This window comes from Lentzea sp. NPDC102401 (assembly GCF_044765805.1).
In the GTDB taxonomy this organism is placed as follows: domain Bacteria; phylum Actinomycetota; class Actinomycetes; order Mycobacteriales; family Pseudonocardiaceae; genus Lentzea; species Lentzea sokolovensis.
Genome location: NZ_JBIWKS010000011.1, coordinates 245,611 through 269,286 on the forward strand (window position 1 = coordinate 245,611; position 23,676 = coordinate 269,286).

The following is a 23,676-nucleotide window of genomic DNA, read 5'->3' on the forward strand; positions in this document are numbered from 1 at the left end:
CTCTCAGCGAGACGTGCGCACCGGCACAGAGGTGGGCAGCGGCTTGTTCGAGGTCGTCTCGTCGCCGATGTTCAGCGACGGCGCGGAGCTCGTCTTGGGCTGACGTGCGGGCTCGTCACCCGGCGACAGGACCACCACCACGATGATGATCACCACGATCGCCACCGCGGCCGCGATGACCGGCGCGAACCACGCGGGGCGCTCCTTCTTGCCGGCCGTGAACGCGCTCACACCCACCTGGTTCGGCGGGCGCAGCCGGACCGGGTCCGACAGGGGCTGCTGGTAGCCGCCCTGGTACTGGCCCTGCTGGATCGGCATCGGCCCGGACATCGGCGCTTGAGCCGGGAACGAGCCGGACTGCGGCCCGAGTTGAGCGGGAGCCGAGCCCTGCGCGACTCCGGCGAGAGCGACGCGGGCGGCGTTGATGAGCTCGGCGCAGTTCGCGTACCGCTGCGACGGGTCCTTCGAGGTGCCCTTGCGGATCACGTCGTCGATGGCCGGCGGCAACGCCACGACCTGCGACAACGCGGGAACGACGCTGCCGAGGTGGCCGTGGATGACCTCCTGCACACCGCCCTGGAACGGCGGTCGGCCGGACAGGCAGGCGAAGATCATGCAGGCGAGCGCGTACTGGTCGGTGCGGCCGTCGACGGGCTCCCCGCGCAGGTGTTCCGGCGCCGCGTAGGTCGGCGAGCCGAGGAAATCACCCGTTCGGGTGCGGTGGCCGGTGGCGCCGCGGCGGGTGAGGCCGAAGTCGGCGACGTAGACGTGCTCGCGCACGCCTTCCTTCTGGGTCACCAGCACGTTGGCGGGCTTCACGTCGAGGTGCACGAGGCCCTTGCCGTGCAGCATGTCGAGCGCCTCGGCCACCTGGGCGAGCAACGACAACGTGCGCGCGGGGGTGAGCGGCCCCTCCTTGATGTGCCCGGACAGGTCCTGGCCGTCCACGAGCCGCATGGCGATGTAGAGCAGGCCGTCGACCTCGTCGAAGTCGTACAGCGGCACGATGTTCGCGTGGTCGATCGCGGAGGTGTTGCGCGCCTCGTCGACGAACCGCTCGCGGAACTCCGCGTCGGGCGCGAGGTGCTCACCGATGACCTTGAGCGCGACCTTCCGGCCGAGCCTCACGTCCGTGGCCCGGTACGTCACGCTCATGCCACCGCGACCCAGCACACCGTCGATCCGGTAATGGGCGATTCGCCGTCCGCTCAGGTCCTCCGACACGCAAGGCAGCCTAACGTCCGGCCGGATCGGCTTGCCCCGGGTCGGCCGAAGCCGTGATCAGAGTGACGTCTGGCCGGGTCGGTCAGCTGGCTCGGCGCACGTCCGACGCCTGGCTGCGCCCGTCCCGCCCCGCCTGCACCTCGAACTCGACCCGGTCGCCTTCTGACAGGGTCCGGAAGCCTTCCATCTGGATCGCCGAGTAGTGCACGAACACGTCGGGCCCGCCATCGGTCGCGATGAAGCCGTATCCCTTTTCGGAGTTGAACCACTTGACGGTACCGAGAGCCAAGACGTCCTCCTTCAGATCGCGCATCTCACGCAAAGCGCAGAGAGCAACGCTAAAAGAAGAAATCTCACGCGGATACCTCCTTACGGAGTCATGAACGGGAGCTGACTCCGTTGGCGCGCAACCAGGTGGTGAGCCGGCGAGGGCCGCGCGTCTGCGTCAGCACGGCACCAGGACCGGCGAAGTCGAACACCAGGCCCTCACCGGTCTGAATGGATTGCACGCCATCGGGCACGGACGGCCGGAGACGGCATTGCACGGTGTCCGCGAACGCCACGACGTGATCGCTGCTGATGGTCACCGCTTCCCCGGCTTCCAGCGTCACGAGGTCGAGCGCGCCGTAACAGGCGAGCACCATCGCGCCCTTGCCGTGCGCGTAGTTCATGAAGCCCTCGACGCCTCCGAAGATCGCCTGCATCGGCGGCGCCTCGGGGTTCATCGCCACCGTGCTGCTCGACGCGATCCAGCTGTGCCGGGCGAGGCACCAGCCGTACGCCCCGTCGAGCTCGATCTGGTGCAGGTCACCGGGCAGCACCGGGGCCGCGTCGATCCAGCCGCCCTCCGCGCCCGACGTGCACAGCGCCACCGCCTTCGTGCCCGAGCCCTTCACCTCGACCGTGAGCCCGTAGCTCGTGGCCGCGATGGTCAGCGGGTCGACCAGCACCGCCTCGCCGGGCGCGAGGACGAGTCTCGCCACGCCGAACGTCGGTGTGTGCCTGGTCCGGACCTGCACGAACAACACCTCCGGGAAGGAAAGGGGGCAAAGCGGCCGTCACGAGCGCCGCGACGTTGGCAGTATGCAGTCGTGTCCCCCACCACTGTCGCCGAACACCGCCAGCGCGTCGCGGAGCTCGTCGGGTCGATGCCCGTGCTGCAGCTCCCGCTCGACGAGTGCCTCGGGCTCGTGCTCGCCGCCGACGTCATCGCGCCGCTCGACCTGCCGCCGTTCGACAACTCCGCGATGGACGGGTACGCGGTGCTGGCCGCCGATCTGGCCGGTGAGCTCCCGGTCCGGTTGCCGGTCGCCGACGACATCCCCGCGGGCCGCACGCGGCTGAACCCGCTGGTGCCCGGCACCGTGCAGCGGATCATGACCGGCGCCCCGCTGCCGCCCGGAGCGGACGCGGTCGTTCAGGTCGAGTGGACCGACGGCGGCACGGAGACCGTGACGATCGATCGGGCCGTGGCGCCCGGCCAGAACATCCGCACCGGCGGCGACGACGTGCGCAAGGGCGACGCGGTGCTGGCCGCGGGCACGGTGCTGCGCCCGTCCACGCTCGGTCTCGCCTCCGCCCTCGGCTTCCCCGAGTTGCCGGTGCGCCGCCGTCCGCGCGTGCTGGTCCTGTCGACGGGCTCCGAGCTGGTCGAACCGGGCAAGCCGCTGCAGCCGGGGCAGATCTACGAGTCGAACGGCATGATGCTGGCCTCGTCCGTGCGGGACGCGGGCTGCGTCGCCGTGCAGCTGCGGTTCGTGCCGGACGACGTCGAGGAGTTCCACCGCGCGCTGGCGCCGTACCTCGGTTCGGTGGACGTGATCGTGACGTCCGGCGGTGTCAGCGCGGGGGCGTACGAGGTGGTCAAGGACGCTTTCGCGAGCCACGACGTGGAGTTCACCAAGGTCGCGATGCAGCCGGGAGGGCCGCAGGGCTCCGGCCGCTACGAGGGCGTGCCGGTGCTGTCGCTGCCGGGCAACCCGGTGAGCGCGCAGGTGTCGTTCGAGGTGTTCGTGCGACCGGCGCTGCTCGCGTCCATGGGCCACACGCAGCCGGAACGCCACACGGTGCGAGCGACCATCACGGCTCCTCTCACCTCTCCGGCGGGGAAGACCCAGTTCCGGCGCGGCCTGCACGACCCGTCGTCCGGCGAGGTCGTGACGCCCGTGGGCGGGCCGGGGTCGCACCTGCTGTCGGCGCTCGCGCTGTCGAACTGCCTGATCGAGGTGCCCGAGGACGTCACGGAGCTGGCGGCGGGGGCCGAGGTCACCGTCCGACACCTCCAGTGAGAGCGGCACTGGCCCTGGTGATGCTCGCCGGGTTCTTCGTGCTCGCGCTGGGCCTCACCGTGTTGCTGGGCGTTCTCGCGTACGTCCTGTTCGACCGGGGCGACGTCGAGGGCGGGGCGTTCCTCACCGCGTTGACGCTCATCGTCGGCGGGCCGTCGCTGTACGCGATGGTCAGGGCGTTCTGGGCCCGGCCGCGGCCGACCGGCGTCCCGCTGACCCGCGCGACGCACCCGGAGCTGTGGCGGCACGTCGACGAACTGGCCGTGCTGGCCGGCACCCGCAGCCCCGACGACATCCGGCTCGTCAACGAGGCGAACGCGGGCGTGTGGGAGCGCCACGGCACGCGCTACCTGGAACTGGGCCTGCCGTTCGTGGCCGGCATGACGATCGGTGAGCTGCGGTCGGTGGTCGCCCACGAGCTCGGTCACTACGGCGGCGGCCACACGCAGGTGTCGGCGGTGACGTTCCGCGCGAAGCTCGCCCTGGGCATGGTGATCGGGCAGGGCAGCTACCTGTCCGCCGTCCTCTACGCGTGGGCGAGGCTGTACGCGCTGGTCGCGGCCTCGGAGAGCCGCAAGCACGAGCGGTTCGCCGACGAGGTGTCCGTGGCGGCGGCCGGGGCGGAGGCGACGGCGCGGTCGTTGCTGCGCGGCGGCCCGCTCGGCGAGGCCTGGAGCGAGTACCTGCGCTGGTACGTCTCGCTGGCCGTGCTGGCCGGGCGCACACCGCCGTTGCTGGAGGGCTTCCGCGCCTACCTGGACCACCCGCGGCGCGTGCACCAGCTGCGCGAGATCGAACCGCTGATGGCCGCGCAGGAGCCGTCGTCGATCTTCGACAGCCATCCGCCGATCCGCGAGCGGGTGGCGACGATCAGGCAGCTCTCCCCGTTCTCCGGCGGCGTGACGGAGGCGGTCGACGAACGGCGCGCGTGGTCGTTGCTCGACGGCACCCCGCCCGAGGCCGTCGCGGCACTGGTCGGGGTGCAGGGTCCGCCGATCACCTGGCAGGAGCTCGCGCCGCTGGCCGGGCCGGTGCTCGTGCGCCGCTACGCCGACGCGCTGCGGCACGCGGGCCGGGTGAGCAAGGTCGGCGAGACGCTGGCGGACGTGCTGGCGGCGTTGTCGCGTGCCGAGCTGCACAAGCTGACGGGGGCGCCGGTGGACGCGTCGCTGACCCCGGAGCAGGTGCACGACGCCGCCGTCGAGGCCGTGACGGAACTACTCGGTTGCATGGTGTCTGACCTGCTTGTGACGACTAACCGCGCGACGCTGGAACTCAACTGGGGAGGACTGTTCGTCCTGCGGTTGCCCGACGGAGCTGCGGTCTACCCGGAAGACCTGGTCGCACCGGCCGTGCGGGACGCTAATCAGGTCGCTGACGTGCGCTTGAGGCTGCAGAACCTCGGCGTCGACGGACTGTGACGGAACGCTCACCCAGCGACGTTGTTCACGCCATGTGACGGGGATTACACTGCCCGCAGGTGCCGGTCGGCCCGCGCATTCGTCGGGGGATGCACGGGCCGACCGGCCACTTGTCTTTCCGGCAGTCCCGATGGGCGGTTTGGCGTGTTGCCGTAGCGTGTTGGCGCCCGACAACTCACGGAAGCTACGGACCCCCAGACACGATGAGCAGCGAGAAGCCCGTCTCCCACTTCCTCGAACTCGCGCGCGGCATGGTGCCGCCGATGCACCCGGCAGGCCGCCCGTTCGTGGCCGCCGCGGCGATCGCGACCCTCCTCGTCCGGCTGCGCTTCAAGCGCCTGGGCGTAGTCCTCGCCCTGGTCACGGCGTGGGTGGCGTGGTTCTTCCGCGAGCCGAAGCGCGTGACGCCGACCCGTCCGAACCTCGCCGTGGCCCCGGCCGACGGCACCGTCTCGCACGTGGTCGACGCCGTCCCGCCCGCCGAGCTCGGCCTCGGCACCCAGCCGATGACGCGCGTCAGCGTGTTCCTCTCGGTGTTCGACGTGCACGTGCAGCGCGTGCCCGCGGACGGCGAGATCGTCCAGGTCTCGTACCACCCCGGCAAGTTCCTCTCGGCCGACCTCGACAAGGCCTCCGAGGAGAACGAGCGCAACACCGTGTGGCTGCGGACGGTCGACGGCCACGACCTCGTCGTCGTGCAGATCGCCGGCCTGGTCGCCCGCCGCATCGTGTGCGAGGTCGCCGAGGGCGAGAAGGTCACCGCCGGCCAGACCTACGGCCTGATCCGCTTCGGCTCGCGAGTGGACCTCTACGTGCCGCGCGGCAGCCGCGTCCTGGTCGAGGCGGGCCAGCGCACCATCGGCGGCGAGACCGTCCTCGCCGAGCTCCCGGAAGCCTGATGGCTCCCAGCGGGCCCAGCGTCCGCCTGCTGCCGAACGCGATCACGGTCCTGGCCATGTGCTCGGGCCTGTCCGCGGTGCACTTCGCGAACGTCGGCATGTGGGGCGCGGCCATCGCCTCGATCGCGGCAGCCGCCGTCTTCGACGGCCTGGACGGCCGCATCGCCCGCCTGCTGGACGCGACGTCGAAGATGGGCGCGGAGCTGGACTCGCTGGCCGACGCCATCTCGTTCGGCGTGGCGCCGGCCCTCGCGATCTACCTGTGGAAGTTCGAGGGCAACCGCGCGGGCTGGGTCATCGCGCTGATCTTCGCGGTCTGCATGGTGGTCCGCCTCGCCCGCTTCAACACGTTGCTGGAGAAGGAACAACCACCGTTCGCGAAGGAGTTCTTCGTAGGCGTCCCCGCTCCCGCAGGCGGGTTGTTGTTGCTGCTGCCCCTGATCATCGAGGAGCAGGTCCGCACCGCCGGCTGGTGGAACAACTCCTACGTCGTGGCAGCGTGGACCGTCCTGGTCGCGATGCTCCTGGTCTCCCGCATCCCGACCCTGTCGGTGAAGACCGTGAAGGTGCCGCCGCGCGCGGTGGCCCCGTTGCTCGTCGCCGTGGGGTTGCTCGCCGCCGCTGTGATCACCTACCCGTTGGTGGCGTTGATCATCGCGATGGTCGTGTACCTGGCGCACCTGCCCTACTCGGTGCGGCGGTACATGTGGCTGTCGAAGCATCCGGAGGCGTGGACCGTCACCAGCGCCGACCGCCGTGCGATCAAGCGGGCGCATGGGGTTGCGGCTCGTCGACTCGGTCTGCGGCAGCCATTGCGCGGTCGTGTGGCCGGTGCGGCCATGCGGGCCGTGCGCCGGCCTCGGCGTGATGGTGCTGTCGCCGCTACCGCAGAGGGCGCGGTGTCCTCTACCAACGGACGCCGTCGCTCGTGGCGACAGCTGGGACTTCGGCGGCAGCCGAAGCGCTAGTCGCTCCTGCTCACTCGGGCCGGACACGTTCGTCGTGTCCGGCCCGAGGTCGTCGTGAGGAACCAGTGGCGCGACCCGGAACGTCGGCGAGGTAGTTCACGCTCAGCAGGGCGCCTCGCGGCCGCGAATTCCCCCGGCGACGTTCCGGGCCACACCACTAGAGTCGGCATCGTGATCACGCTGACGGCTCGCCTGTCCCCGTCCGCTCTGGACACCCGGCGCGGCGTAGTCCGCCTTCATCCCGAGGTGCTCGACGCCCTGGGCCTGCGTGCCTGGGACGCCGTGAAGCTGACCGGTGCCCGCGTGAGCGCCGCTCTGGCCGCCGCCGGCGAGCAGCCGCCGGGCGTGGTCCTGGTCGACGACGTGACGCTCACCAACCTCGGCGTGGTCGAGGGCTCCGAGATCGTCGTGGCTCCCGTTCAGGTGACCGCCGCGCGTTCGATCACCGTCGCGGGCTCACGGCTGGCCACCACGGCACTGACGCCGGACCACGTGCGCATGGCGTTGACGGGCAAGGTCCTGACCGTCGGCGACAACGTCTCGCTGCTCCCCCAGGACCTCGCACCGCCGCCCGGCGCGAATGTCTCCGAGACGCGCCGCAAGCTGTCCAACGCCATCGGCATGACGTGGACGAACGAGCTGATCACCATCACCTCGACCGACCCTGCGGGCCCGGTGGCCGTGCAGCCGTCGAGCGTCGTGGGCTGGCGTTCGGCCTCGGCACCCGCCGCCGAGGTGACGCCGGTGGTGGTGCAGGAGAAGCACGAGGCGCTGCCGCTCGCGGACCTGGTGGGCCAGCGCGAACAGGCGCGTCGCCTGACGGAGTGGCTGGAGCTGATGTTCCGCCAGCCCGAACTCCTCACCAAGCTGGGCGCCTCCGCCCGCCTGGCAGCCATGATCAGCGGCCCGGAAGGCGTCGGCAAGGCAACGCTGGTCCGCGCCGTCGCTCGTTCGGTCAAAGCGACGGTCGTGGAACTGGCCGCGCCGAGCATCGCCGTCCTCGAACCGGGCGCGATGGCGAAGCAACTCGGTGACGCGATCGCGGGCGTCCCCGAGCAGCCCACGGTCCTGCTCCTCACCGACATCGACGCACTGCTGCCCACCGCACCGCCACCGGTGGCGACCGTCGTCCTGGACATCCTGCGCACGGCCATCTCCCGCCCGAACCTCGCGCTCGTGGTCACCTCGGCCCGCGCGGAGTCGGTGGACGCCCGCCTGCGCGCCCCCGACCTGGTGGACCGCGAGCTGACACTCCCCCTCCCCGACGCCGCGGGCAGGACCGAACTCCTGCGGGTGCTGCTGCGCGACGTCCCGGTGGAGTCCGATGTGGACTTCGGCGAGGTAGCCGCCCGCACACCGGGTTTCGTGGCGGCGGACCTCTGCGCCCTGCGCCGCGAAGCAGCGGTCCGAGCCGCCCTCCGCCAACGCGAGGTGGCAGAACCCCGTGTGGGACAAGAGGATCTGCTGGGCGCCCTGAACACGGTCCGCCCGATCTCCATGTCCGCCTCCGACACGGTCCAGACCGGCGGACTGACGCTGGACGACGTGGGCGACATGAAGGAGGTCAAGCAGGCCCTCACGGAAGCGGCCCTCTGGCCCCTGCGCTACCCGGACTCCTTCGCCCGCCTGGGCGTGGACCCGCCGCGCGGCCTCCTGCTCTACGGCCCGCCGGGATGCGGCAAGACCTTCCTGGTCCGAGCACTGGCAGGCACGGGCCAGCTGAACGTCCTGACCGTCAAGGGCGCCGAGCTGATGGACAAGTTCGTAGGAGAATCCGAACGGGCGGTCCGCGAACTCTTCCGCCGAGCAGCCGACGCCGCCCCGGCCCTCGTCTTCCTGGACGAGGTGGACGCCCTGGCCCCACGCCGAGGCCAGTCCTCGGACTCCGGCGTGGCCGACCGAGTGGTAGCCGCCCTGCTGACCGAACTGGACGGCGTGGAACCCATGCGCGACGTGGTCGTGATCGCCGCGACCAACCGCCCAGAACTGATCGACCCGGCCCTGCTCCGCCCAGGCAGGTTGGAACGCATCATCTACGTGCCACCACCGGACGCCGAGGCGCGCACGGAAATCCTCAAGGCCTCGTCCCGGAACACGCCGCTTTCCGGCGACGTGGACCTGGCCGAGTTGGCCGAGGATCTGGACATGTACTCGGCGGCAGACTGCGCGGCCCTGATCCGCGAGGCGGCTTTGACGGCGATGCGGGAGTCTCTGGACGCGGCCGAGGTGACGCAGGCCCACCTGGCCAAGGCGAGGGCAGTGGTGCGCCCGTCACTGGACCCGGCACAGCTGGCATCGCTGGCCGCTTACGCGACGGCACGCTGACGCAGGGGTCCCCTCGATGTCAGGACCCCCCGCGACCCAAATTAGCGACGAGGTCTGACACTCCCGCGAAGGCGAAGGCGAGCCGTCCTTGGCTTGCGGTCTGGGTGGGGTGGTTTCGTCACGAGTCGTGCCACAGCTCTTGCTCTTGGCTCGGCTCGCGACGAAACCACCCCACCAACGCAACTACCTGCGCAACGCAACTCCGCCCAAAGCAAAAGGCGTGCCATCAACCTGCGTACGGCGTGGACCTCGGGTTTTGAGCAGTTTGGCGGGGTCTGGGGCGGAGCTCCAGGAAGCAGCCCGAGGTCAGGACTAAACCCAACCACCTGCGGACTCGCAACCTACTTGTTCTTGGAAGGCCCCTGAAAATCATTCGTAACAATCAAAATGATCCCGGCCGCAGCAGACTGGATCCCGTCGAACCGAGGCTCAACCCGAGCCCGCAAAACCTCAGCCAACTCCTTGGCCGAAGCTTCTTCCTCAGTCCCAGGCCGGAAATAAACGGTCGTGGTCGGGATGGTCCCAGACGAGTAGTTACCGGTCTCGGCGACAGTCCACCCGTTGCCCCGAACCGCATCCGAAGCCTTCGAAGCCAACCCGGTGATGGTCGAGTTGTTGTAAACCCGAACAGGAACCTTGGCCACTCCAGGCTGGGTGACCGGCGGAGGCGGCACAACAGAGGTATCCGGTGTGGAAGCCGGAGGCGCCGAAGACGGAGTCGAGGCCGGAGTCGAGGCAGGTGTCGAAGCCGGTGCGGACGCCGGAGGCTCGGAACTGCCGGACGCGGGCGGCGCGGTGGACGACCCCTCGGCAACCGGGGGTGTCTCAGACCCCCCGCTGCTGAACAGGCTCACAACACCGATCACCAACGCGACGGCGGCGACACCGAGCAGGGCGAAGCCGGCGGCCTTGGCCGGACGGGACGGGCTTGCGGACTCGGGGGAGGTCATCAGTCCTCGGTGCTCCTGGCGCGTGCGCGAACCCGCTGGCGGCCTGTTCGCACGCCGCGCAACCGCTTGACCAGCATCGGATCGGCAGCCAGTGCGGCTTCGGATTCAACGAGCGCGTTGAGCAACTGGTAGTAGCGGGTAGCTGACATGTCGAACAGTTCCCTGATGGCCTGTTCCTTGGATCCCGAGTACTTCCACCACTGACGCTCGAACGCGAGCATCGTGCGTTCGCGGCTGGTCAGCCCGTCAGCGGAGGTGAGCGTCTCGGCGTGATCCATCTGGCTCCCCACGGTCGCCACACCATCTCAGGTGCGGGCAATTCAATCACGTGATCGTTCCAACCTACCGCGCGACACCGACAGTTTTGGACCGCATAAAGTTCAGCCATGGCCGTCCATCGCATCCGCATCGCCGGCGACCCCGTGCTCCACAACCCGACGCGCGAGGTCACCGAGTTCGACACCGAGCTGAAGACGCTCGTCGACGACATGTTCGAGACGATGGCAGCCGCTCGTGGTGTCGGACTCGCGGCCAACCAGATCGGCTTCGACCTGCGGGTATTCGTCTACGACTGCCCGGATGACGAGGGTGTCCAGCACCGCGGTGTGGTCGTGAACCCCACCCTGGAGACCTCCGAGATCCCGGAGACCATGCCGGACCCGGACGACGACTTCGAGGGCTGCCTGAGCGTGCCCGGCGAGGCGTACCCGACCGGACGCGCCCACTGGGCGAAGGTGACCGGTCAGGGCCTCGACGGGCAGCCGTTCGAGGTCGAGGGCACCGGCTTCTTCGCGCGCTGCCTGCAGCACGAGACCGACCACCTCAACGGCTACCTCTACACCGACCGCCTCATCGGCCGGTACAAGAAGGAGGCCAAGCGGATGCTGCGCGACAACGAGTGGAACCAGCCGGGCCTGTCCTGGGACCCGAACGACCCCGCGAACTTCGACGAGGACGACGAGGACTAGGGGCGGAGCACCGACTCCACCTGCTTCAGCTCGTCCACGCTCAGAGGCCCGAACTCCAGCGCACCCGCGTTCTCCTCGACCTGGGCCACCGTCCGCACGCCCGGAATCGGAACCAGGCGGGGAGAACGCGCCCAGAACCAGGCCAGCGCACCCTGCACCAGCGTCCTCCCGCCCGACGTCAGCACGTCCCGAACGGCCTCCCGCGCCTGGAAGTACTCCGGCGACGGCCTCCCGTCGACGAAGAACCGCAGCCAGGACGGGTTCGTGACGCGCACGTCGTCCGCGGGGAGCTGACCGAACGTCTCGCGCGCCAGCAGGCCCATGGCCAACGGCCTCCTGCACAGCACCGCGAAGTCGCCCGCGTACATCCCGGGGTTGTCGAACAGCAGGTTGACGTCGGCCTGGGCAGCGATCCCGTGCTCCCCTTCGCAGAAGAACCGCGCCCGCTCGACGTCGTCCGTGCTCCACCCGTAGGCCCGGATCTTGCCCGCCGCCACGAGCGCCTCGCACTCGTACCGCAGCAGCGCGGCCTCGTCCAGCCCGAGGTCGCCGACGTGCAGCTGGTACAGGTCGATCCGATCGGTCCCCAGCCGCCGCAACGACCCCTCGACGGCGCGGCGCAGGTACTCGACCGACCGTTCGTCGCCGGTCATCCGACGGGAGGCGGCGTCGAACCCGCAGCCCCACTTCGTGGCGATGAGCACCTGGTCACGCACGTCCGCAAGCGCTTGCCCCACCACGGTCTCCGCGTGCCCGCAGCCGTAGACGTCCGCGGTGTCGAACAACGTCACGCCCAGCTCCACCGCCCGCCGCAGCGCCTTGACCGACTCGCCGTCGTCCGCCGGTCCCCAGCCGACCGGCGATCCGTCCGGACCCGAGAACGGTCCGCCCATGGCCCACGTGCCGAAACCCAACTTCCCCAGTTCCAAGGTCATGGGGCTACCGAACATCCTGGAGCGCGCTCCAGGTCAAGAAACAAGTTGCGACGACCAGCGACCATCAACGGCATGCCCATCGAAAACATCGTCGCCTTCGTCGCGGCCTCGTTCCTCATCGCACTGTCGCCCGGACCTGGCACGGCCATGGTCCTGCGACAGTCGGTGCACGGGCGAAAAGCCGCGCTGGCGACGGTGTTCGGCATGGAGGTCGGCGTGGCCTGCTGGGCGATCGCGGCCGCGCTGGGCCTGTCAGTCCTGCTCACGGCGTCCGAGATCGCCTACCACGCGCTGAGGATCATCGGCGCGGTCTTCCTGATCTACCTGGGCGTCAAGGCCCTGATCAGCAAGAGCCTGCCCGCCGCCGAACCGCCACCGGCCAGTCACGCGTTCCGCAGCGGCCTGGTCGTGAACCTGGCCAACCCGAAGCTGGGCGTGTTCGCGATCTCGTTCCTACCGCAGTTCGTGCCTGCCGGGGAGGCCGGCAAGGGGGTTCTGCTCTTCCTCGCCGTCGCCTGGGTCCTGATCGACACCGTCTGGTACCTCATCATCGTGTCGATCCTGCACACGATCCGCGGCTGGCTGAGCCGGCCGCGCGTCCGTCCCGCGCTCGAGAAGCTGTCGGGCGGCGTGCTGCTGGCGCTCGGAGTCCGGCTGGTACTCGACCCGCGTTGAGATCGGGCTGCCCCGGCGCCAGAACAGCTCGGGCAGCCCGGCCAGCTCGTCGAAGGTGTGACAGGCGGCCATCGACGCGTAGCCGCCGGCCAGCACGTGCGCGCGGATCCGGTCCAGGCGGCCGAACTCGATCACCTCACCGGCGATCAGGAACGGCAGCACCAGCTGCCAGGCCTGCACGACGGCCGGCCGACGCCGGTGAGGTGCGCGCAGAGCCGCGCGGGCGACTCTCAAGAGGTGCTCGTTCGCGCTCATCGTGTACGGATGGGCCGAGTGGTCCCAGCTCCACCGGCGCTCTTCGGTCACCGCGCACCGCACGCACTCGACCGGACCGGTACCGAGTTCGGCACCGCACCTCGAACAGGCGAGCAGCGTCATCGCCCAGTCCACGCACGTCCACGGGTACTGGCCGACGTCCGCGGAGGTCACCAGTTCGGCCAACTCCCGGTCCGCCAGCTGGGACGACGTGCGCAGCGCCTCCCAGTCCGCGAGCCAGAACTGGTCGAGCAGTTCCGCGCAGAAGCCGCAGTCGGGGTAGCCGCGACCTGCGAGTTCGCCGCAGGAAGGGCATGCCGAGACCACGGCGGGACGCTGGCCGCGTCGCGCGCCGGGCGGGAACGGCTGGTGATCAGCCACGAGGAAGAGATTAGGGGCAAACGACGCCCTTGGCAGCTACGGCGCGCTCTGACTATGGTCGGTTCTCGACAACTCAACACAACGCGGGAGCTCGCGCCTGAGCGGGCTGAGAGGGTGACTGGCAGTAGTGCCGGTGTCACCGACCGCCTGAACCTGACCGGGTAATGCCGGCGTAGGGAGGAATGTCGTGACGGCACTTGACGACCGTTCGGTCAAGCCCAGTGTGACCACCGGCCCGATCTCGGGCTCGCGCAAGGTGTATCGGGAAGTCTCCTCTGACATCCGGGTGCCCTACCGCAGGGTCGAGCTGACCAACGGCGAACATGTCGATCTCTACGACACTTCCGGTCCGTATACCGACGACAACGCGACCATCGACGTCCACAGTGGACTCCCCGACCTGAGGTCGGGGTGGATCGCCGCACGGGAACCGATCAACGGAGCTGTCAGCCAGCTCGCGTACGCGAAGGCCGGGATCATCACCCCGGAGATGCGCTTCATCGCGGTGCGCGAGAACCTCGACGCGGAGTTCGTGCGCGAGGAGGTGGCCATCGGGCGTGCGGTGATTCCGTTGAACCGCAAGCACCCCGAGGCCGAGCCGATGATCATCGGCAAGAAGTTCCTCGTCAAGATCAACGCCAACATCGGCAACTCCGCCGTGTCGTCGTCGATCGAGGACGAGGTCGACAAGATGGTGTGGGCGTCCCGCTGGGGTGCCGACACGATCATGGACCTGTCCACCGGCAAGCGGATCCACGAGACGCGTGAGTGGATCCTGCGCAACTCGCCGGTCCCGATCGGCACCGTGCCGATCTACCAGGCGCTGGAGAAGGTGAACGGCGATCCGGCGGCGCTGTCGTGGGAGGTCTACCGCGACACCGTGATCGAGCAGGCCGAGCAGGGCGTCGACTACATGACCGTGCACGCGGGCGTGCTGCTGCGGTACGTGCCGATGACGGCCAAGCGCGTCACCGGCATCGTCTCGCGCGGTGGGGCGATCATGGCCGGGTGGTGCCTCGCGCACCACAAGGAGAGCTTCCTCTACACGCACTTCGAGGAGCTCTGCGACATCCTGCGCACCTACGACATCACGTTCTCGCTGGGCGACGGGCTGCGGCCGGGTTCCATCGCGGACGCCAACGACGAGGCGCAGTTCGCCGAGCTCCGCACGCTGGGCGAGCTCACGCACATCGCACGGGCGAAGGACGTCCAGGTGATGATCGAGGGCCCCGGCCACGTGCCGATGCACAAGATCGCCGAGAACGTCCGGCTGGAGGAGGAGTGGTGCGGTGAGGCGCCGTTCTACACCCTCGGGCCGCTGGCCACGGACATCGCGCCGGCGTACGACCACATCACGTCCGCGATCGGCGCGGCGCAGATCGGCTGGCTGGGCACCGCGATGCTCTGCTACGTCACGCCGAAGGAGCACCTCGGCCTGCCGAACCGCGACGACGTGAAGACCGGCGTGATCACGTACAAGATCGCGGCGCACAGCGCGGACCTCGCCAAGGGCCACCCCGGCGTCCAGGACTGGGACGACGCGTTGTCCAAGGCGCGCTTCGAGTTCCGCTGGGAGGACCAGTTCAACCTGTCGCTCGATCCGGACACCGCGCGCTCGTTCCACGACGAGACGCTCCCCGCGGAACCGGCGAAGACGGCGCACTTCTGCTCGATGTGCGGGCCGAAGTTCTGCTCCATGAAGATCACGCAGGACGTGCGGCGCTACGCCGAGGAACGCGGACTGTCCACAGTGGAGGCGATCGAGGCGGGCATGGCGGAGAAGTCCGGCGAGTTCGCCAACACGGGCAACAAGGTCTACCTCCCGGTCGTGGAGACTTCGTGACCACGGCACCACCCAGGGTCCTCACCATCGCCGGAAGCGATTCCGGCGGTGGTGCGGGCATCCAGGCCGACCTCCGCACGCTCTTCGCGTGCGGAGTGCACGGCTGCGTCGCACTGACGGCCGTGACGGTCCAGAACTCGCTGGGCGTCACGGGAGTCTCGGAGATCCCGGCGGACGTCGTCGCGGCGCAGATCGTCTCGGTGGCCGAGGACATCGGCGTGCAGGCCGCGAAGACCGGAATGCTCGCGTCGGCGCGGATCATCGAGGCCATCACCCCGGCCCTGGACCGCGTCGGCATCGGCTCGGGGAAGACGCCGTTCGTCGTCGACCCGGTCTCGGCGTCCATGCACGGCGACCAACTGCTCGCCGACAACGCCCTGGACGCGTTGCGCGGCCTGCTGTTCCCACGCGCGACGCTGGTGACGCCGAACCTGGACGAGGTGCGGCTGATCACCGGCATCGCGGTGAAGGACCGCGCGGACCAGCGCGTGGCGGCGGAGGCGTTGCACGCCTTGGGGCCGGAGTGGGTGCTCGTGAAGGGCGGCCACATGTGGGACGACCCGGAGTGCCTCGACCTGCTCTACAACGGCAGCGAGTTCATCGAACTGCCTGGCCCTCGCTACGACACCAAGCACACGCACGGCAGCGGCGACACCTTGGCGTCGTCGATCAGCTCGGCGCTGTCGAAGGGTGCCTCGGTGCCGGAAGCCGTGCGGTTCGGCAAGGAGTTCATCGTGAAGTCGGTGGCCGCGGCCTATCCGCTGGGTGGCGGCGTCGGTCCGGTGTCGCCGCTGTGGAGGCTCGACAGCTAGCCCGGCGCTGATTCGTGACGCAGGCGCTCGAACCACGTCGTGATCGAGCGCCTGTACCCGGACGGCAACGCCCCTGATCGAGACGGGGTAGCCGTGCACAGTCACGAACGGTGCTACTTGGGCTCTTCGCCGACCAGCGTCTCCAGCGCGTCCAGGGCGTGCACCAGAGCCGAAACGTGCTCCGGCGTCAGCTGTTCGATCCGCCGCTGCAGCTCGCGCACCCGCGCGGACCGCACGCCGGACACCATCGTCTCGCCCTCGGGCGTGGGTGTGGCGAGCCAGGCGCGGCCGTCCTGCGGGTCGGGTTCGCGCTTCACGTAACCGGCTTCCACCAGCGCGGCGACGATGCGGGACAACGTCGGCGGCGCCACGCCCTCCTTGTTCGCCAGGTCGCCGAGGCGCATGGGGCCGCAGCGGGCGAGGGTGGCCAGCGCGGAGACCGCGCCGGGGCCGAGTCCGGGGGAACCGGTGCGTCGCAGCAACCGGGCCAGCCGGCCGATCGCCAGGTACAGGCGCGCGGTCGCGTCCTCGACCTCGGCGTCAATGGGGGCCGTCACGGCTTGTCGTCCTCCTCGGCGGGATTCAGGTAGTTCTCAATCATCCCCCAACACGTGTGCACCCACGGTAGCGACCTCAGCGTCCCGGCGAAGACGCTTGGGCCCAAAAGCGTTGTGGAATTCGTCCGGCCAGGCGCGCCAGCCGTCCGCCCTCGACCGCACAACGCATGGCGGCGCCCATCCGTTCCGGGTCCTGCGCCCGTGTGACGGCTGTCGCCAGCAGCACCGCTGAGCAGCCGAGTTCCATCGCGAGGGCCGCGTCCGACGCCGTGCCGATGCCCGCGTCGAGCACCACTGGAACAGATGCGCGGGAAGTGATCAGCTCGATGTTGTGCGGGTTGCGGATGCCGAGACCCGTACCGATGGGAGAGCCCAACGGCATGACCGTCGCACAGCCGATGTCCTGGAGCTTCAGCGCGAGCACCGGATCGTCGTTGGTGTACGGCAGGACCACGAAGCCGTCCCGGACCAGCCGTTCGGCCGCGTCGAGCAGCTCGACCGGGTCCGGCAGCAGCGTCTCCTCGTCGTGGACGACCTCCAGCTTGACCCAGTTGGTCTCCAGCGCCTCCCGCGCCAGCTGCGCGGTCAGCACGGCCTCGGCGGACGTGCGGCAGCCCGCGGTGTTCGGCAGGACCTCGATTCCCAGTCTCCGCAACAACTCCAGCACACCGGTCTGGCCCGCCGCGTCGACCCGGCGCATGGCCACGGTGGTCAGCTCGGTGCCGGACGCGACCAGGGCCCGTTCCAGCACCGAGAGGTTCGCGGCACCGCCGGTGCCGGTGATGAGCCTGGACCGGAACTCCCGGCCCGCGATGATCAGCGGATCGTCCACGTCAGCCTCCCTGGACCGCGGTCAGCACCTCGACCACGCCGCCGTCCGGCACGATCGTGGAGTCCCACAACGCCCTCGGCACCACGGTGCCGTCCAGCGCCACGGCCACGCCCTTCTCGGGCGCTCCCACCAGCGTCACGACCGCGGCCACCGACGTGCCCTCCGCCAAGTCACGGGAAGCCCCGTTCACCTGTGCCTTCACGAACTTCCTCCCTGGAGCAGATCGACGACGAGCCGAGCGGTGTGCGGGGCCAGCAGCAGGCCGTTGCGGTGGTGACCGGTCGCCGCGATGACGCCGGGCTCCAGCCACCGCACGATCGGGACGTTGTCCGGACTGCCCGCGCGGAACCCGACGGCGGCCTCGGTCAGCGCGTACTCGGCGATGCCCGGCAGCACGGTTTCCGCGTCCCGCAACAGGTCCCGCACGCCCGCGACGGACACGTCGGTGTCGAACCCGGCCTCGTACTGGGTCGCGCCGACGACCAGGCCGTCGTCTCGTGGAACGAGGTACACCGGACGGCCCGACACCAACGCGCGGATCGTGTGGCGAGGCGGTGGCAACGCGCCGGGCCGATGGGTCAGCCGCAGAATCTCGCCCTTGACCGGCCGGATCACGTCCTTCAACGCGGGATGCAACGCACCGCTCCACGCTCCGGCGGCGATCACCGTGACCCTGCCGTCCACTGAGGACACAACACCGGCGTCCAGACAAGCCTTCCACAGTGCGGAAAGCAGCACGCGGTTGTCGACGGCCAGATCGCCCGACGCGTACACGCCACCGCGAACCGCCGGGCCAAGAGAAGGTTCGAGTGCGCGGATCTCCCGCGAGGTCAGCAACTCCCCCGCGTGGCGCAGATCGGCGAGGTCACCGGGTTGCGTACCAACGGCCAGCGTCCCCGCCGTGAACAGCGGAACTCCGATCGAGGCAGCGAACGAGGGCCACAACGCGAGCGCCTCGACACCCTGCGCCACCACGGCTTCCTCGCCCGGCCAGGCCTCCGTCAACGGGGCGAGCATCCCGCCAGCGACCCGCGATCCCGCGTGCGGCGAGCCGTCGTCGAACACGGAGACCGAGAACCCGGCCCGTGCCGCGGCAAGAGCCACGGACAGCCCGATGACACCGCCACCCCGGACGGCCACTTCCACACTGCTCAAGGCATTCACGCTCCCTGCGCCGGCATGACCCGGATCAGGTTCGACGGTCGGAGCGAACCACGCTCCCTCTCAGCCCGGTGTTCTCCAGGCTCCCGTGCGGACCGGCTTCAACATAACGGTTAACGTGCGTACGTGCCAGGACTCGACGGAAACCTGATCAGGCAACGACTCGCCGACGCGACGCTCTACCTCTGCACGCCGGACCGGCCCGATCTGGCCGAGTTCGCGGACGCGGCGCTCGCGGGCGGTGTCGACATCATCCAGTTGCGGGACAAGTCACTGGAGGCGAAGCAGGAGATCGAGGCGATCGAGATCCTCGCCGAGGCCACCGAACGCCACGGCAGGCTCCTCGCCGTCAACGACCGCGCCGACATCGCCCACGCCGTACAGGCCGACGTCCTGCACCTCGGCCAGGACGACCTGCCCGTCCCGCTCGCCCGCCGGATCGTCGGCGACGAGGTGGTGATCGGCCGCTCCACCCACGACGTCGACCAGATGACCGCGGCAGCCGAAGAACCCGGCGTGGACTACTTCTGCACCGGCCCGTGCTGGCCGACCCCGACCAAGCCGGGTCGTCCGGCACCGGGCCTCGACCTCGTCCGGGCCACGAAGTCCGAGCGCCCCTGGTTCGCCATCGGCGGCATCGACCTCACCAACCTCCGCGAAGTGCTCCTGGCAGGAGCCACCCGAGTGGTCGTCGTCCGGGCGATCACCGACGCCGAGGACCCGCGCAGGGCCGCCGAGTCGTTCAAAACTGAACTTACTAGTTGAAATTTGAACAAACGGGCGTACTCTCGATGACGTGAGCGCACCTGTGCTGTACCTGAGCCACGGGGCTCCCCCGCTGGCTGATGACGAGACGTGGACCAGAGAGCTCAAGGACTGGTCCGCCACCCTCCCGCGCCCGGAGGCCGTGCTCATGGTCTCCGCGCACTGGGAGGAGGCGCCGACGACCATCGGCGCGACGACGACCGTGCCGCTGGTCTACGACTTCTGGGGCTTCCCGCAGCGGTACTACGACGTCGAGTACGAGGCGCCGGGCGCACCGGAACTCGCCGCCGACGTCCGCAAGCTCCTCGGCGGCCACGTCGAGCAGGACGAGGCGCGCGGGCTCGACCACGGCGCCTACGTGCCGTTGAAGGAGATGTTCCCGGACGCCGACGTGCCGGTGCTGCAGATGTCGATGCCCACGCTCGACCCGCGTGAGCTGCACGAGATCGGCCGCAAACTGGCGCCGCTGCGGGACAGGAACGTCCTGATCGTCGGCAGCGGGTTCATGACGCACAACCTGAGCTGCGTGAACTTCCCGGCCGGACCGGACTACGAGCCGCCGTCGTGGTCGAAGGAGTTCGACGACTGGGCGCACCAGCAGCTCGCGAACGGCGACGTCGACGCGTTGCTCGACTTCCAGCAGAAGGCGCCGGCCGCCGGGATCGCACATCCGAGGACTGAGCACTTCGCGCCGTTGTTCGTGGCGCTCGGCGCCGCCAGCGACGAGAAGGCCCGCACCAGCGTCGACGGCTTCTGGTACGGCCTCTCGAAGCGGTCCGTGCAGTTCAGCTAGCCGCTCCCTCCAGGAACAGCGTGGCGAGCCGCCGCGCGATCGCGGGCGTCCCCGATCGGACGCCCCCGCTCGCCATCAGGAGCAGCACCACGTCGTCGACCGAGAAGTCGGCCCGCAGCCGCCCGGTCGCCTTCGCCCGCCGGATGAGTTCGGCGAGCGAGCGGAACGACGTCTCGCGCACCGAGGCGAAGTCGATCGCCTTGGGATAGGCGCTCGTGAACGCCGCCGAGAACCCGCGGTCGAGCACGTGCAGCAGGCACACCTGCTCCACGGTCCGGCAGAACCCCTGCCAGGGATCCGGGTTCGCCAGGCCCTCGTCCACCGCGGCCGTGCAGGCCGCCAGCCGCTCCGAGAACGCCTCCACCAGGAGCGCCTCCTTGGTGGGGAAACGGCGGTAGAGGGTCGCCGGACCGACCCCGGCCCTGCGGGCGATCTCGCGCATCGGCACGTCCAGGCCTTCCGAGGCGAAGGCCTCGCGTGCCACGACCAGGATCCGGTCGCGGTTGTCCTGGGCGTCCGAACGCAGGTTCTGAGTCAGTTCCACCGTCACCGTCTCAGTTTCGGCTAAGTGGACGCCCTGTTCCACTAATTTCGCCGCCATGCGAGCACTTCAGTTCACCCAGTACGGACCCGCCGACCTCCTGCAGGTGGCCGAGATCGCCGAACCGCACGCGGGTCCCGGCCAGGTCCGCATCGCCGTGCGCGCCTCCGGGGTCACTCCCGGGGACACGTACCTCCGCTCCGGGATGTTCGGCGAGCGGTTGCCGTTGCCGCACGTGCCCGGCGTGGACGCGGCCGGTGTCGTCGACGAGGTCGGCGAGGGGGTGACCGGCGTGAACCAGGGCGACGAGGTGTTCGGCGTGGTCGACCTGGCCCTGCTCGGCGGAGCCAACGCCGAGTTCGCGGTGCTGGCCGCGTGGGCACCGAAGCCGGCGGCACTGAGCTGGGAGCAGGCGGGCGGCGCCGCGGCCAACGTGGAGACCGCCACCAGGGCGCTGGACCTGCTCGGGGTGCGCGACGGCACGACGTTGCTGATCGCGGGCGCGGCGGGCGGCGTCGGCACGGTGGCGATCCAGCTGGCGGCCGCGCGGGGAGTGAAGGTGGTCGGCACCGCGGGGCCGGCGACGCAGGACTTCGTCGCCTCGCTGGGCGCGACGCCGGTCGTCTACGGCGAAGGCCTGGCGGACCGGGTGGGCGCGGTCGACGCCGTCCTGCACTGCGCGGGCACGGTGCCCGACCTCATCTCGATCGCGGGCTCACCGGATCGCGTGGTGACGATCGCCGACCTGTCCGGCGACCACGGGATCCGGCTGACCCACACGGCGGGCGGCCCCGGTGCCGATCCCCAGGCGCTGTACGGCCTCGCGATCGCGGCGGCCCTCGCCGAGCAGGGCGCGTTCACCGTTCCGCTGGCCGAGGTCTTCCCGCTCGCCCAGGGCGCCGACGCCCACAGGCTGAGCGAGACCGGGCACGCCCACGGCAAGATCGTGCTCGTCTGAGAACGCGAAAGCGCCGTGACACCGAGGTGCCACGGCGCTTTCAGCTGGTGCCTAGCCCCGCGTGAGGGTGAGGCCGTAACGCGACAGGATCGGGTTCACCGGCTGGAAGTACGTGGTGCCGCCGGACGAGCAGTTGCCAGAACCGCCGGACGTCACGCCCTGGGCCTGGCCGAAGCCGGAGCCCGCGACCCACGAACCACCGGAGTCACCCGGCTCCGCGCAGGCGTTGGTGCGGGTGAGGCCCCGGACCTGGCCCTGCGGGTAGTTCACGGTCTGGTTGAACGCCTGGACGGTGCCGCAGCGCCATCCGGTCGTGGAGCCCGAGCGGCAGATCTGCGAGCCGACGGCCGCCTGGGTCGAGCCCTTGACGATCACGTTCGCGCCGCCGTAGCGGTTGACCCACGGCCGCGGGGTCCAGTTCGAGTTGGTCCGCACCCAGGAGTAGTCGTTGCCGGGGAAGACCGAGCCGGCGAACGTGCCGGCCGCGACGCGGTTGAAGCCCGAGACGGCGGTGCCCGTGGTGCCGCAGTGGCCCGCGGTCACGAAGCCACCGGTCACGGAGAAGCCCAGCGAGCAGCGGCCGCCACCCATGTAGATGGCGTCACCACCGCGCAGGTCGTACAGCGGGGTCGGGCTCTCGGTCACCTCGGCGACCTGAACCGCACCGCTGACGGACTTCGCGGTCGCGATCCACTTGTCCGCGGCCGCGTCGCGCACGTTCTTGTTGACCTCGACGACGACGCTGTTCGACTTCTCGTCGACGCGCCAGCTGGTGATCGCCGCGGGGGCACTCATGAGGTCGAGAACCGACTTGGTCCCGTTGAGCTGGGTGAGCGAGTTCTTGACGACCTGGGTGTCCGCGCCGGTCACGGAGAGTCCCGACTTGGTCACCCCGACCGTCAGTCTGCCGCTCGCCTGGTCGATCCAGGCTCCGCCGAACGCGTCTCCCAGAGACGACTTCGACTGCTCCGCGATTTCGCTCGACCTCTGGTCAGAAGCCAATCGGACGCGTACCTGGTCAGCGTTCAGGCCCAAATCACGCTGGACCGCTTGGAGCAACTCTGCCGAGTAGCTCTCCGTATCGGAACCGGTTGGGGCGACCGGTGCGGCAGGGGCGCCAAACGCCGGTACGCTGAGAGCAGTCACGACTCCGGTGGCGAGAACAACGGCACCGGTTACACGGGCCGCACTCGTGCGGTTCATCAGACGTCTCCCTCACTTTCGGGTGCAGGGGAACCCGAGAGATCGGTTGCAGGGACCTCTCTCGGGGGCTCTAGGGGGACGGGTGGTGGGGCGGCGGCAGGGGTCGCCCCACCCCTCCCGTCCCAAGTTGCCTCTCAAATCCGGTGCAGGCGTTGTGCCCTCCACCGAAGGCGCCGGGCTCAAGCGGACGTGCCACGAGCCTCATTGCGCCTCCTCCCGGTCTCTTTCGGACCGAATTCCTTCGCCCGTTCGAGTGAAGTTGCGGGCCTTCCGGCTATGACGCCCCGCCTCGAACGTGAACGAAGTGTGTCACAGCTCACGACAGATCAACTGCGGCGCGTAGCCTTTGACAGTTAACTGTCGCTCAAAGTAGTGACGTGATCACCGAATGGGGTCGGTGGTCGAGGTAGGCGCCGAGCTGTCGGTCGGCTGTCGGGATTCTGTCGACGTCGTCGTGGGAGCGGTGGTCGTGGTGCTCTCGGACGACGACGGACCGGACGTGCTCGGAGGCGCCGTGACGGTCATCGTTTCGGTCTTCGTCGTCTCGGTATGGGTCTCGGTGTGGGTGCTTGTGGACGGTTTGCCCGGATCGGCGGTGACGGGCTTGCCGGTGACCAGCTGGACGCTCGTCGCGGTGAGCACGGTCACAGCGAAAACAAGTAGGCCGCCGACCGCGATCACCTGCCAGCGCTTCTCGCGTTCCATCGACCGCTGGTAGAACACAGCGCCCAAAGTGGTCACGAGGCTCGCCAGAATCGCACCGACGATGGTGCCGACGAGGTTGAGGCGAAGGCTCAGCACGGCCGCGGTGGCGGCGGCGAGCACACTCGCGATGAGCTTGACGGGGGTGATCTTCTCCTTCTCAGACATGACACACGTAGGACGTTGGGCACAGTTCACCGGTTGTGCCCCGGTGACGTGC

The 23,676-nt window shown here is 69.6% G+C and carries 26 protein-coding genes and 2 riboswitches; of the genes, 13 read left to right on the forward strand and 13 right to left on the reverse strand.

The genetic code is table 11. The features are described 5' to 3' along the window. Nucleotides 1–3: 3 nt before the first annotated feature. From ACIRG5_RS33585 to ACIRG5_RS33595, 3 genes are all read right to left on the reverse strand, one after another. Complete coding sequence (locus tag ACIRG5_RS33585) at nucleotides 4–1,224, reverse strand: serine/threonine-protein kinase (protein WP_402912279.1); 1,221 nt, start codon at nucleotides 1,222–1,224, stop codon at nucleotides 4–6. Nucleotides 1,225–1,306: 82 nt separating this feature from the next. Beyond that, nucleotides 1,307–1,513, reverse strand: coding sequence for a cold-shock protein (locus tag ACIRG5_RS33590; protein ID WP_090014840.1), 207 nt, complete (start codon nucleotides 1,511–1,513; stop codon nucleotides 1,307–1,309). An 88-nt stretch (nucleotides 1,514–1,601) separates the two neighbouring features. Beyond that, entirely contained in the window at nucleotides 1,602–2,243 is a 642-nt protein-coding gene (locus tag ACIRG5_RS33595) for an AIM24 family protein (RefSeq protein WP_402912282.1), read from the reverse strand. 72 nt (nucleotides 2,244–2,315) lie between these two features. Here ACIRG5_RS33595 and glp point away from each other — a divergent pair, with 72 nt between their 5' ends. The 5 genes from glp (at nucleotide 2,316) to ACIRG5_RS33620 (ending at nucleotide 9,125) form a co-directional block, all read left to right on the forward strand. Beyond that, nucleotides 2,316–3,512, forward strand: a complete 1,197-nt coding sequence (gene glp, locus ACIRG5_RS33600; protein ID WP_402912285.1) for a gephyrin-like molybdotransferase Glp — start codon at nucleotides 2,316–2,318, stop codon at nucleotides 3,510–3,512. Next, nucleotides 3,509–4,933 carry a M48 family metalloprotease gene (locus ACIRG5_RS33605; RefSeq protein ID WP_402912288.1) on the forward strand — a complete coding sequence of 475 codons (1,425 nt, stop codon included), beginning with the start codon at nucleotides 3,509–3,511 and terminating at the stop codon, nucleotides 4,931–4,933. Before glp ends, ACIRG5_RS33605 begins: the two co-directional genes overlap by 4 nt. Nucleotides 4,934–5,136: 203 nt before the next feature. Then, nucleotides 5,137–5,832, forward strand: coding sequence for a phosphatidylserine decarboxylase (locus tag ACIRG5_RS33610; RefSeq protein WP_402912291.1), 696 nt, complete (start codon nucleotides 5,137–5,139; stop codon nucleotides 5,830–5,832). Then, nucleotides 5,832–6,800 (forward strand): CDP-diacylglycerol--serine O-phosphatidyltransferase, encoded by a 969-nt coding sequence (gene pssA / locus ACIRG5_RS33615; protein ID WP_402912294.1) that lies wholly within the window; start codon nucleotides 5,832–5,834, stop codon nucleotides 6,798–6,800. Before ACIRG5_RS33610 ends, pssA begins: the two co-directional genes overlap by 1 nt. 171 nt (nucleotides 6,801–6,971) lie before the next feature. Next, a complete protein-coding gene (locus tag ACIRG5_RS33620; RefSeq protein WP_402912297.1) occupies nucleotides 6,972–9,125 on the forward strand; it encodes an AAA family ATPase in 2,154 nt (717 codons plus the stop codon). 341 nt (nucleotides 9,126–9,466) lie between these two features. On the opposite strand, the gene ACIRG5_RS33625 is transcribed toward ACIRG5_RS33620, so the two are convergent. Then, nucleotides 9,467–9,769 (reverse strand): LytR C-terminal domain-containing protein, encoded by a 303-nt coding sequence (locus tag ACIRG5_RS33625; RefSeq protein WP_402912300.1) that lies wholly within the window; start codon nucleotides 9,767–9,769, stop codon nucleotides 9,467–9,469. A 305-nt stretch (nucleotides 9,770–10,074) separates the two neighbouring features. Then, complete coding sequence (locus ACIRG5_RS33630; protein WP_089910320.1) at nucleotides 10,075–10,353, reverse strand: DUF3263 domain-containing protein; 279 nt, start codon at nucleotides 10,351–10,353, stop codon at nucleotides 10,075–10,077. 108 nt (nucleotides 10,354–10,461) lie between these two features. Here ACIRG5_RS33630 and ACIRG5_RS33635 point away from each other — a divergent pair, with 108 nt between their 5' ends. Next, nucleotides 10,462–11,043, forward strand: a complete 582-nt coding sequence (locus ACIRG5_RS33635; RefSeq protein ID WP_402912303.1) for a peptide deformylase — start codon at nucleotides 10,462–10,464, stop codon at nucleotides 11,041–11,043. Here ACIRG5_RS33635 and ACIRG5_RS33640 read toward each other — a convergent pair. Beyond that, nucleotides 11,040–11,978: an aldo/keto reductase gene (locus tag ACIRG5_RS33640; RefSeq protein WP_402912306.1), complete on the reverse strand. Its 939-nt coding sequence runs from the start codon at nucleotides 11,976–11,978 to the stop codon at nucleotides 11,040–11,042. The genes ACIRG5_RS33635 and ACIRG5_RS33640 overlap by 4 nt on opposite strands. A gap of 72 nt (nucleotides 11,979–12,050) precedes the next feature. On the opposite strand from ACIRG5_RS33640, the gene ACIRG5_RS33645 reads away from it, so the two are divergent. The 4 genes from ACIRG5_RS33645 (at nucleotide 12,051) to thiD (ending at nucleotide 15,944) form a co-directional block, all read left to right on the forward strand. After that, nucleotides 12,051–12,653, forward strand: coding sequence for a LysE family translocator (locus tag ACIRG5_RS33645; RefSeq protein ID WP_402912309.1), 603 nt, complete (start codon nucleotides 12,051–12,053; stop codon nucleotides 12,651–12,653). A gap of 256 nt (nucleotides 12,654–12,909) precedes the next feature. After that, on the forward strand, nucleotides 12,910–13,191 hold the full coding sequence (locus ACIRG5_RS33650) for a hypothetical protein (RefSeq protein ID WP_402912312.1): 282 nt from the start codon (nucleotides 12,910–12,912) through the stop codon (nucleotides 13,189–13,191). Nucleotides 13,192–13,362: 171 nt separating this feature from the next. After that, a riboswitch (TPP riboswitch) is annotated at nucleotides 13,363–13,487 on the forward strand. Then, entirely contained in the window at nucleotides 13,477–15,132 is a 1,656-nt protein-coding gene (thiC, locus tag ACIRG5_RS33655) for a phosphomethylpyrimidine synthase ThiC (protein WP_402912315.1), read from the forward strand. Its footprint overlaps the riboswitch before it by 11 nt. Beyond that, entirely contained in the window at nucleotides 15,129–15,944 is an 816-nt protein-coding gene (thiD, locus tag ACIRG5_RS33660; protein WP_402912318.1) for a bifunctional hydroxymethylpyrimidine kinase/phosphomethylpyrimidine kinase, read from the forward strand. The genes thiC and thiD overlap by 4 nt, the downstream gene beginning before the upstream one ends. A 113-nt stretch (nucleotides 15,945–16,057) precedes the next feature. Here thiD and ACIRG5_RS33665 read toward each other — a convergent pair whose 3' ends face one another. From ACIRG5_RS33665 to ACIRG5_RS33680, 4 genes are all read right to left on the reverse strand, one after another. Next, entirely contained in the window at nucleotides 16,058–16,501 is a 444-nt protein-coding gene (locus ACIRG5_RS33665) for a MarR family winged helix-turn-helix transcriptional regulator (protein ID WP_402912321.1), read from the reverse strand. A 76-nt stretch (nucleotides 16,502–16,577) separates the two neighbouring features. Then, nucleotides 16,578–17,333 carry a thiazole synthase gene (locus tag ACIRG5_RS33670; protein ID WP_402912324.1) on the reverse strand — a complete coding sequence of 252 codons (756 nt, stop codon included), beginning with the start codon at nucleotides 17,331–17,333 and terminating at the stop codon, nucleotides 16,578–16,580. A gap of 1 nt (nucleotide 17,334) precedes the next feature. After that, nucleotides 17,335–17,535: a sulfur carrier protein ThiS gene (gene thiS / locus ACIRG5_RS33675; RefSeq protein ID WP_402912327.1), complete on the reverse strand. Its 201-nt coding sequence runs from the start codon at nucleotides 17,533–17,535 to the stop codon at nucleotides 17,335–17,337. After that, the gene (locus tag ACIRG5_RS33680; protein WP_402912330.1) at nucleotides 17,532–18,488 is read right to left on the reverse strand and encodes an FAD-dependent oxidoreductase; all 957 of its coding nucleotides are present in this window, start codon (nucleotides 18,486–18,488) and stop codon (nucleotides 17,532–17,534) included. The genes thiS and ACIRG5_RS33680 overlap by 4 nt, the downstream gene beginning before the upstream one ends. Then, nucleotides 18,483–18,594: riboswitch (TPP riboswitch) on the reverse strand. (Overlaps the previous gene by 6 nt.) Nucleotides 18,595–18,620: 26 nt before the next feature. Between ACIRG5_RS33680 and thiE the strand changes: the two genes are divergently transcribed. Together thiE and ACIRG5_RS33690 are read left to right on the forward strand one after the other, a co-directional pair. Beyond that, nucleotides 18,621–19,259 carry a thiamine phosphate synthase gene (gene thiE, locus ACIRG5_RS33685; protein WP_402912332.1) on the forward strand — a complete coding sequence of 213 codons (639 nt, stop codon included), beginning with the start codon at nucleotides 18,621–18,623 and terminating at the stop codon, nucleotides 19,257–19,259. Between the two features lie 31 nt (nucleotides 19,260–19,290). After that, nucleotides 19,291–20,052 carry a dioxygenase gene (locus tag ACIRG5_RS33690; protein ID WP_402912335.1) on the forward strand — a complete coding sequence of 254 codons (762 nt, stop codon included), beginning with the start codon at nucleotides 19,291–19,293 and terminating at the stop codon, nucleotides 20,050–20,052. Here the strand turns inward: ACIRG5_RS33690 and ACIRG5_RS33695 are convergent. Continuing rightward, nucleotides 20,045–20,602 (reverse strand): TetR/AcrR family transcriptional regulator, encoded by a 558-nt coding sequence (locus tag ACIRG5_RS33695; protein ID WP_402912338.1) that lies wholly within the window; start codon nucleotides 20,600–20,602, stop codon nucleotides 20,045–20,047. The two genes, ACIRG5_RS33690 and ACIRG5_RS33695, sit on opposite strands and share 8 nt — an antisense overlap. 49 nt (nucleotides 20,603–20,651) lie before the next feature. On the opposite strand from ACIRG5_RS33695, the gene ACIRG5_RS33700 reads away from it, so the two are divergent. Next, nucleotides 20,652–21,551, forward strand: coding sequence for an NADP-dependent oxidoreductase (locus ACIRG5_RS33700; protein WP_402912341.1), 900 nt, complete (start codon nucleotides 20,652–20,654; stop codon nucleotides 21,549–21,551). Nucleotides 21,552–21,602: 51 nt separating this feature from the next. Here the strand turns inward: ACIRG5_RS33700 and ACIRG5_RS33705 are convergent, their stop codons facing one another. Next, nucleotides 21,603–22,553 carry a S1 family peptidase gene (locus tag ACIRG5_RS33705; protein WP_402912344.1) on the reverse strand — a complete coding sequence of 317 codons (951 nt, stop codon included), beginning with the start codon at nucleotides 22,551–22,553 and terminating at the stop codon, nucleotides 21,603–21,605. 582 nt (nucleotides 22,554–23,135) lie between these two features. Beyond that, nucleotides 23,136–23,624 (reverse strand): hypothetical protein, encoded by a 489-nt coding sequence (locus ACIRG5_RS33710; RefSeq protein ID WP_402912347.1) that lies wholly within the window; start codon nucleotides 23,622–23,624, stop codon nucleotides 23,136–23,138. Nucleotides 23,625–23,676 lie beyond the last annotated feature (52 nt).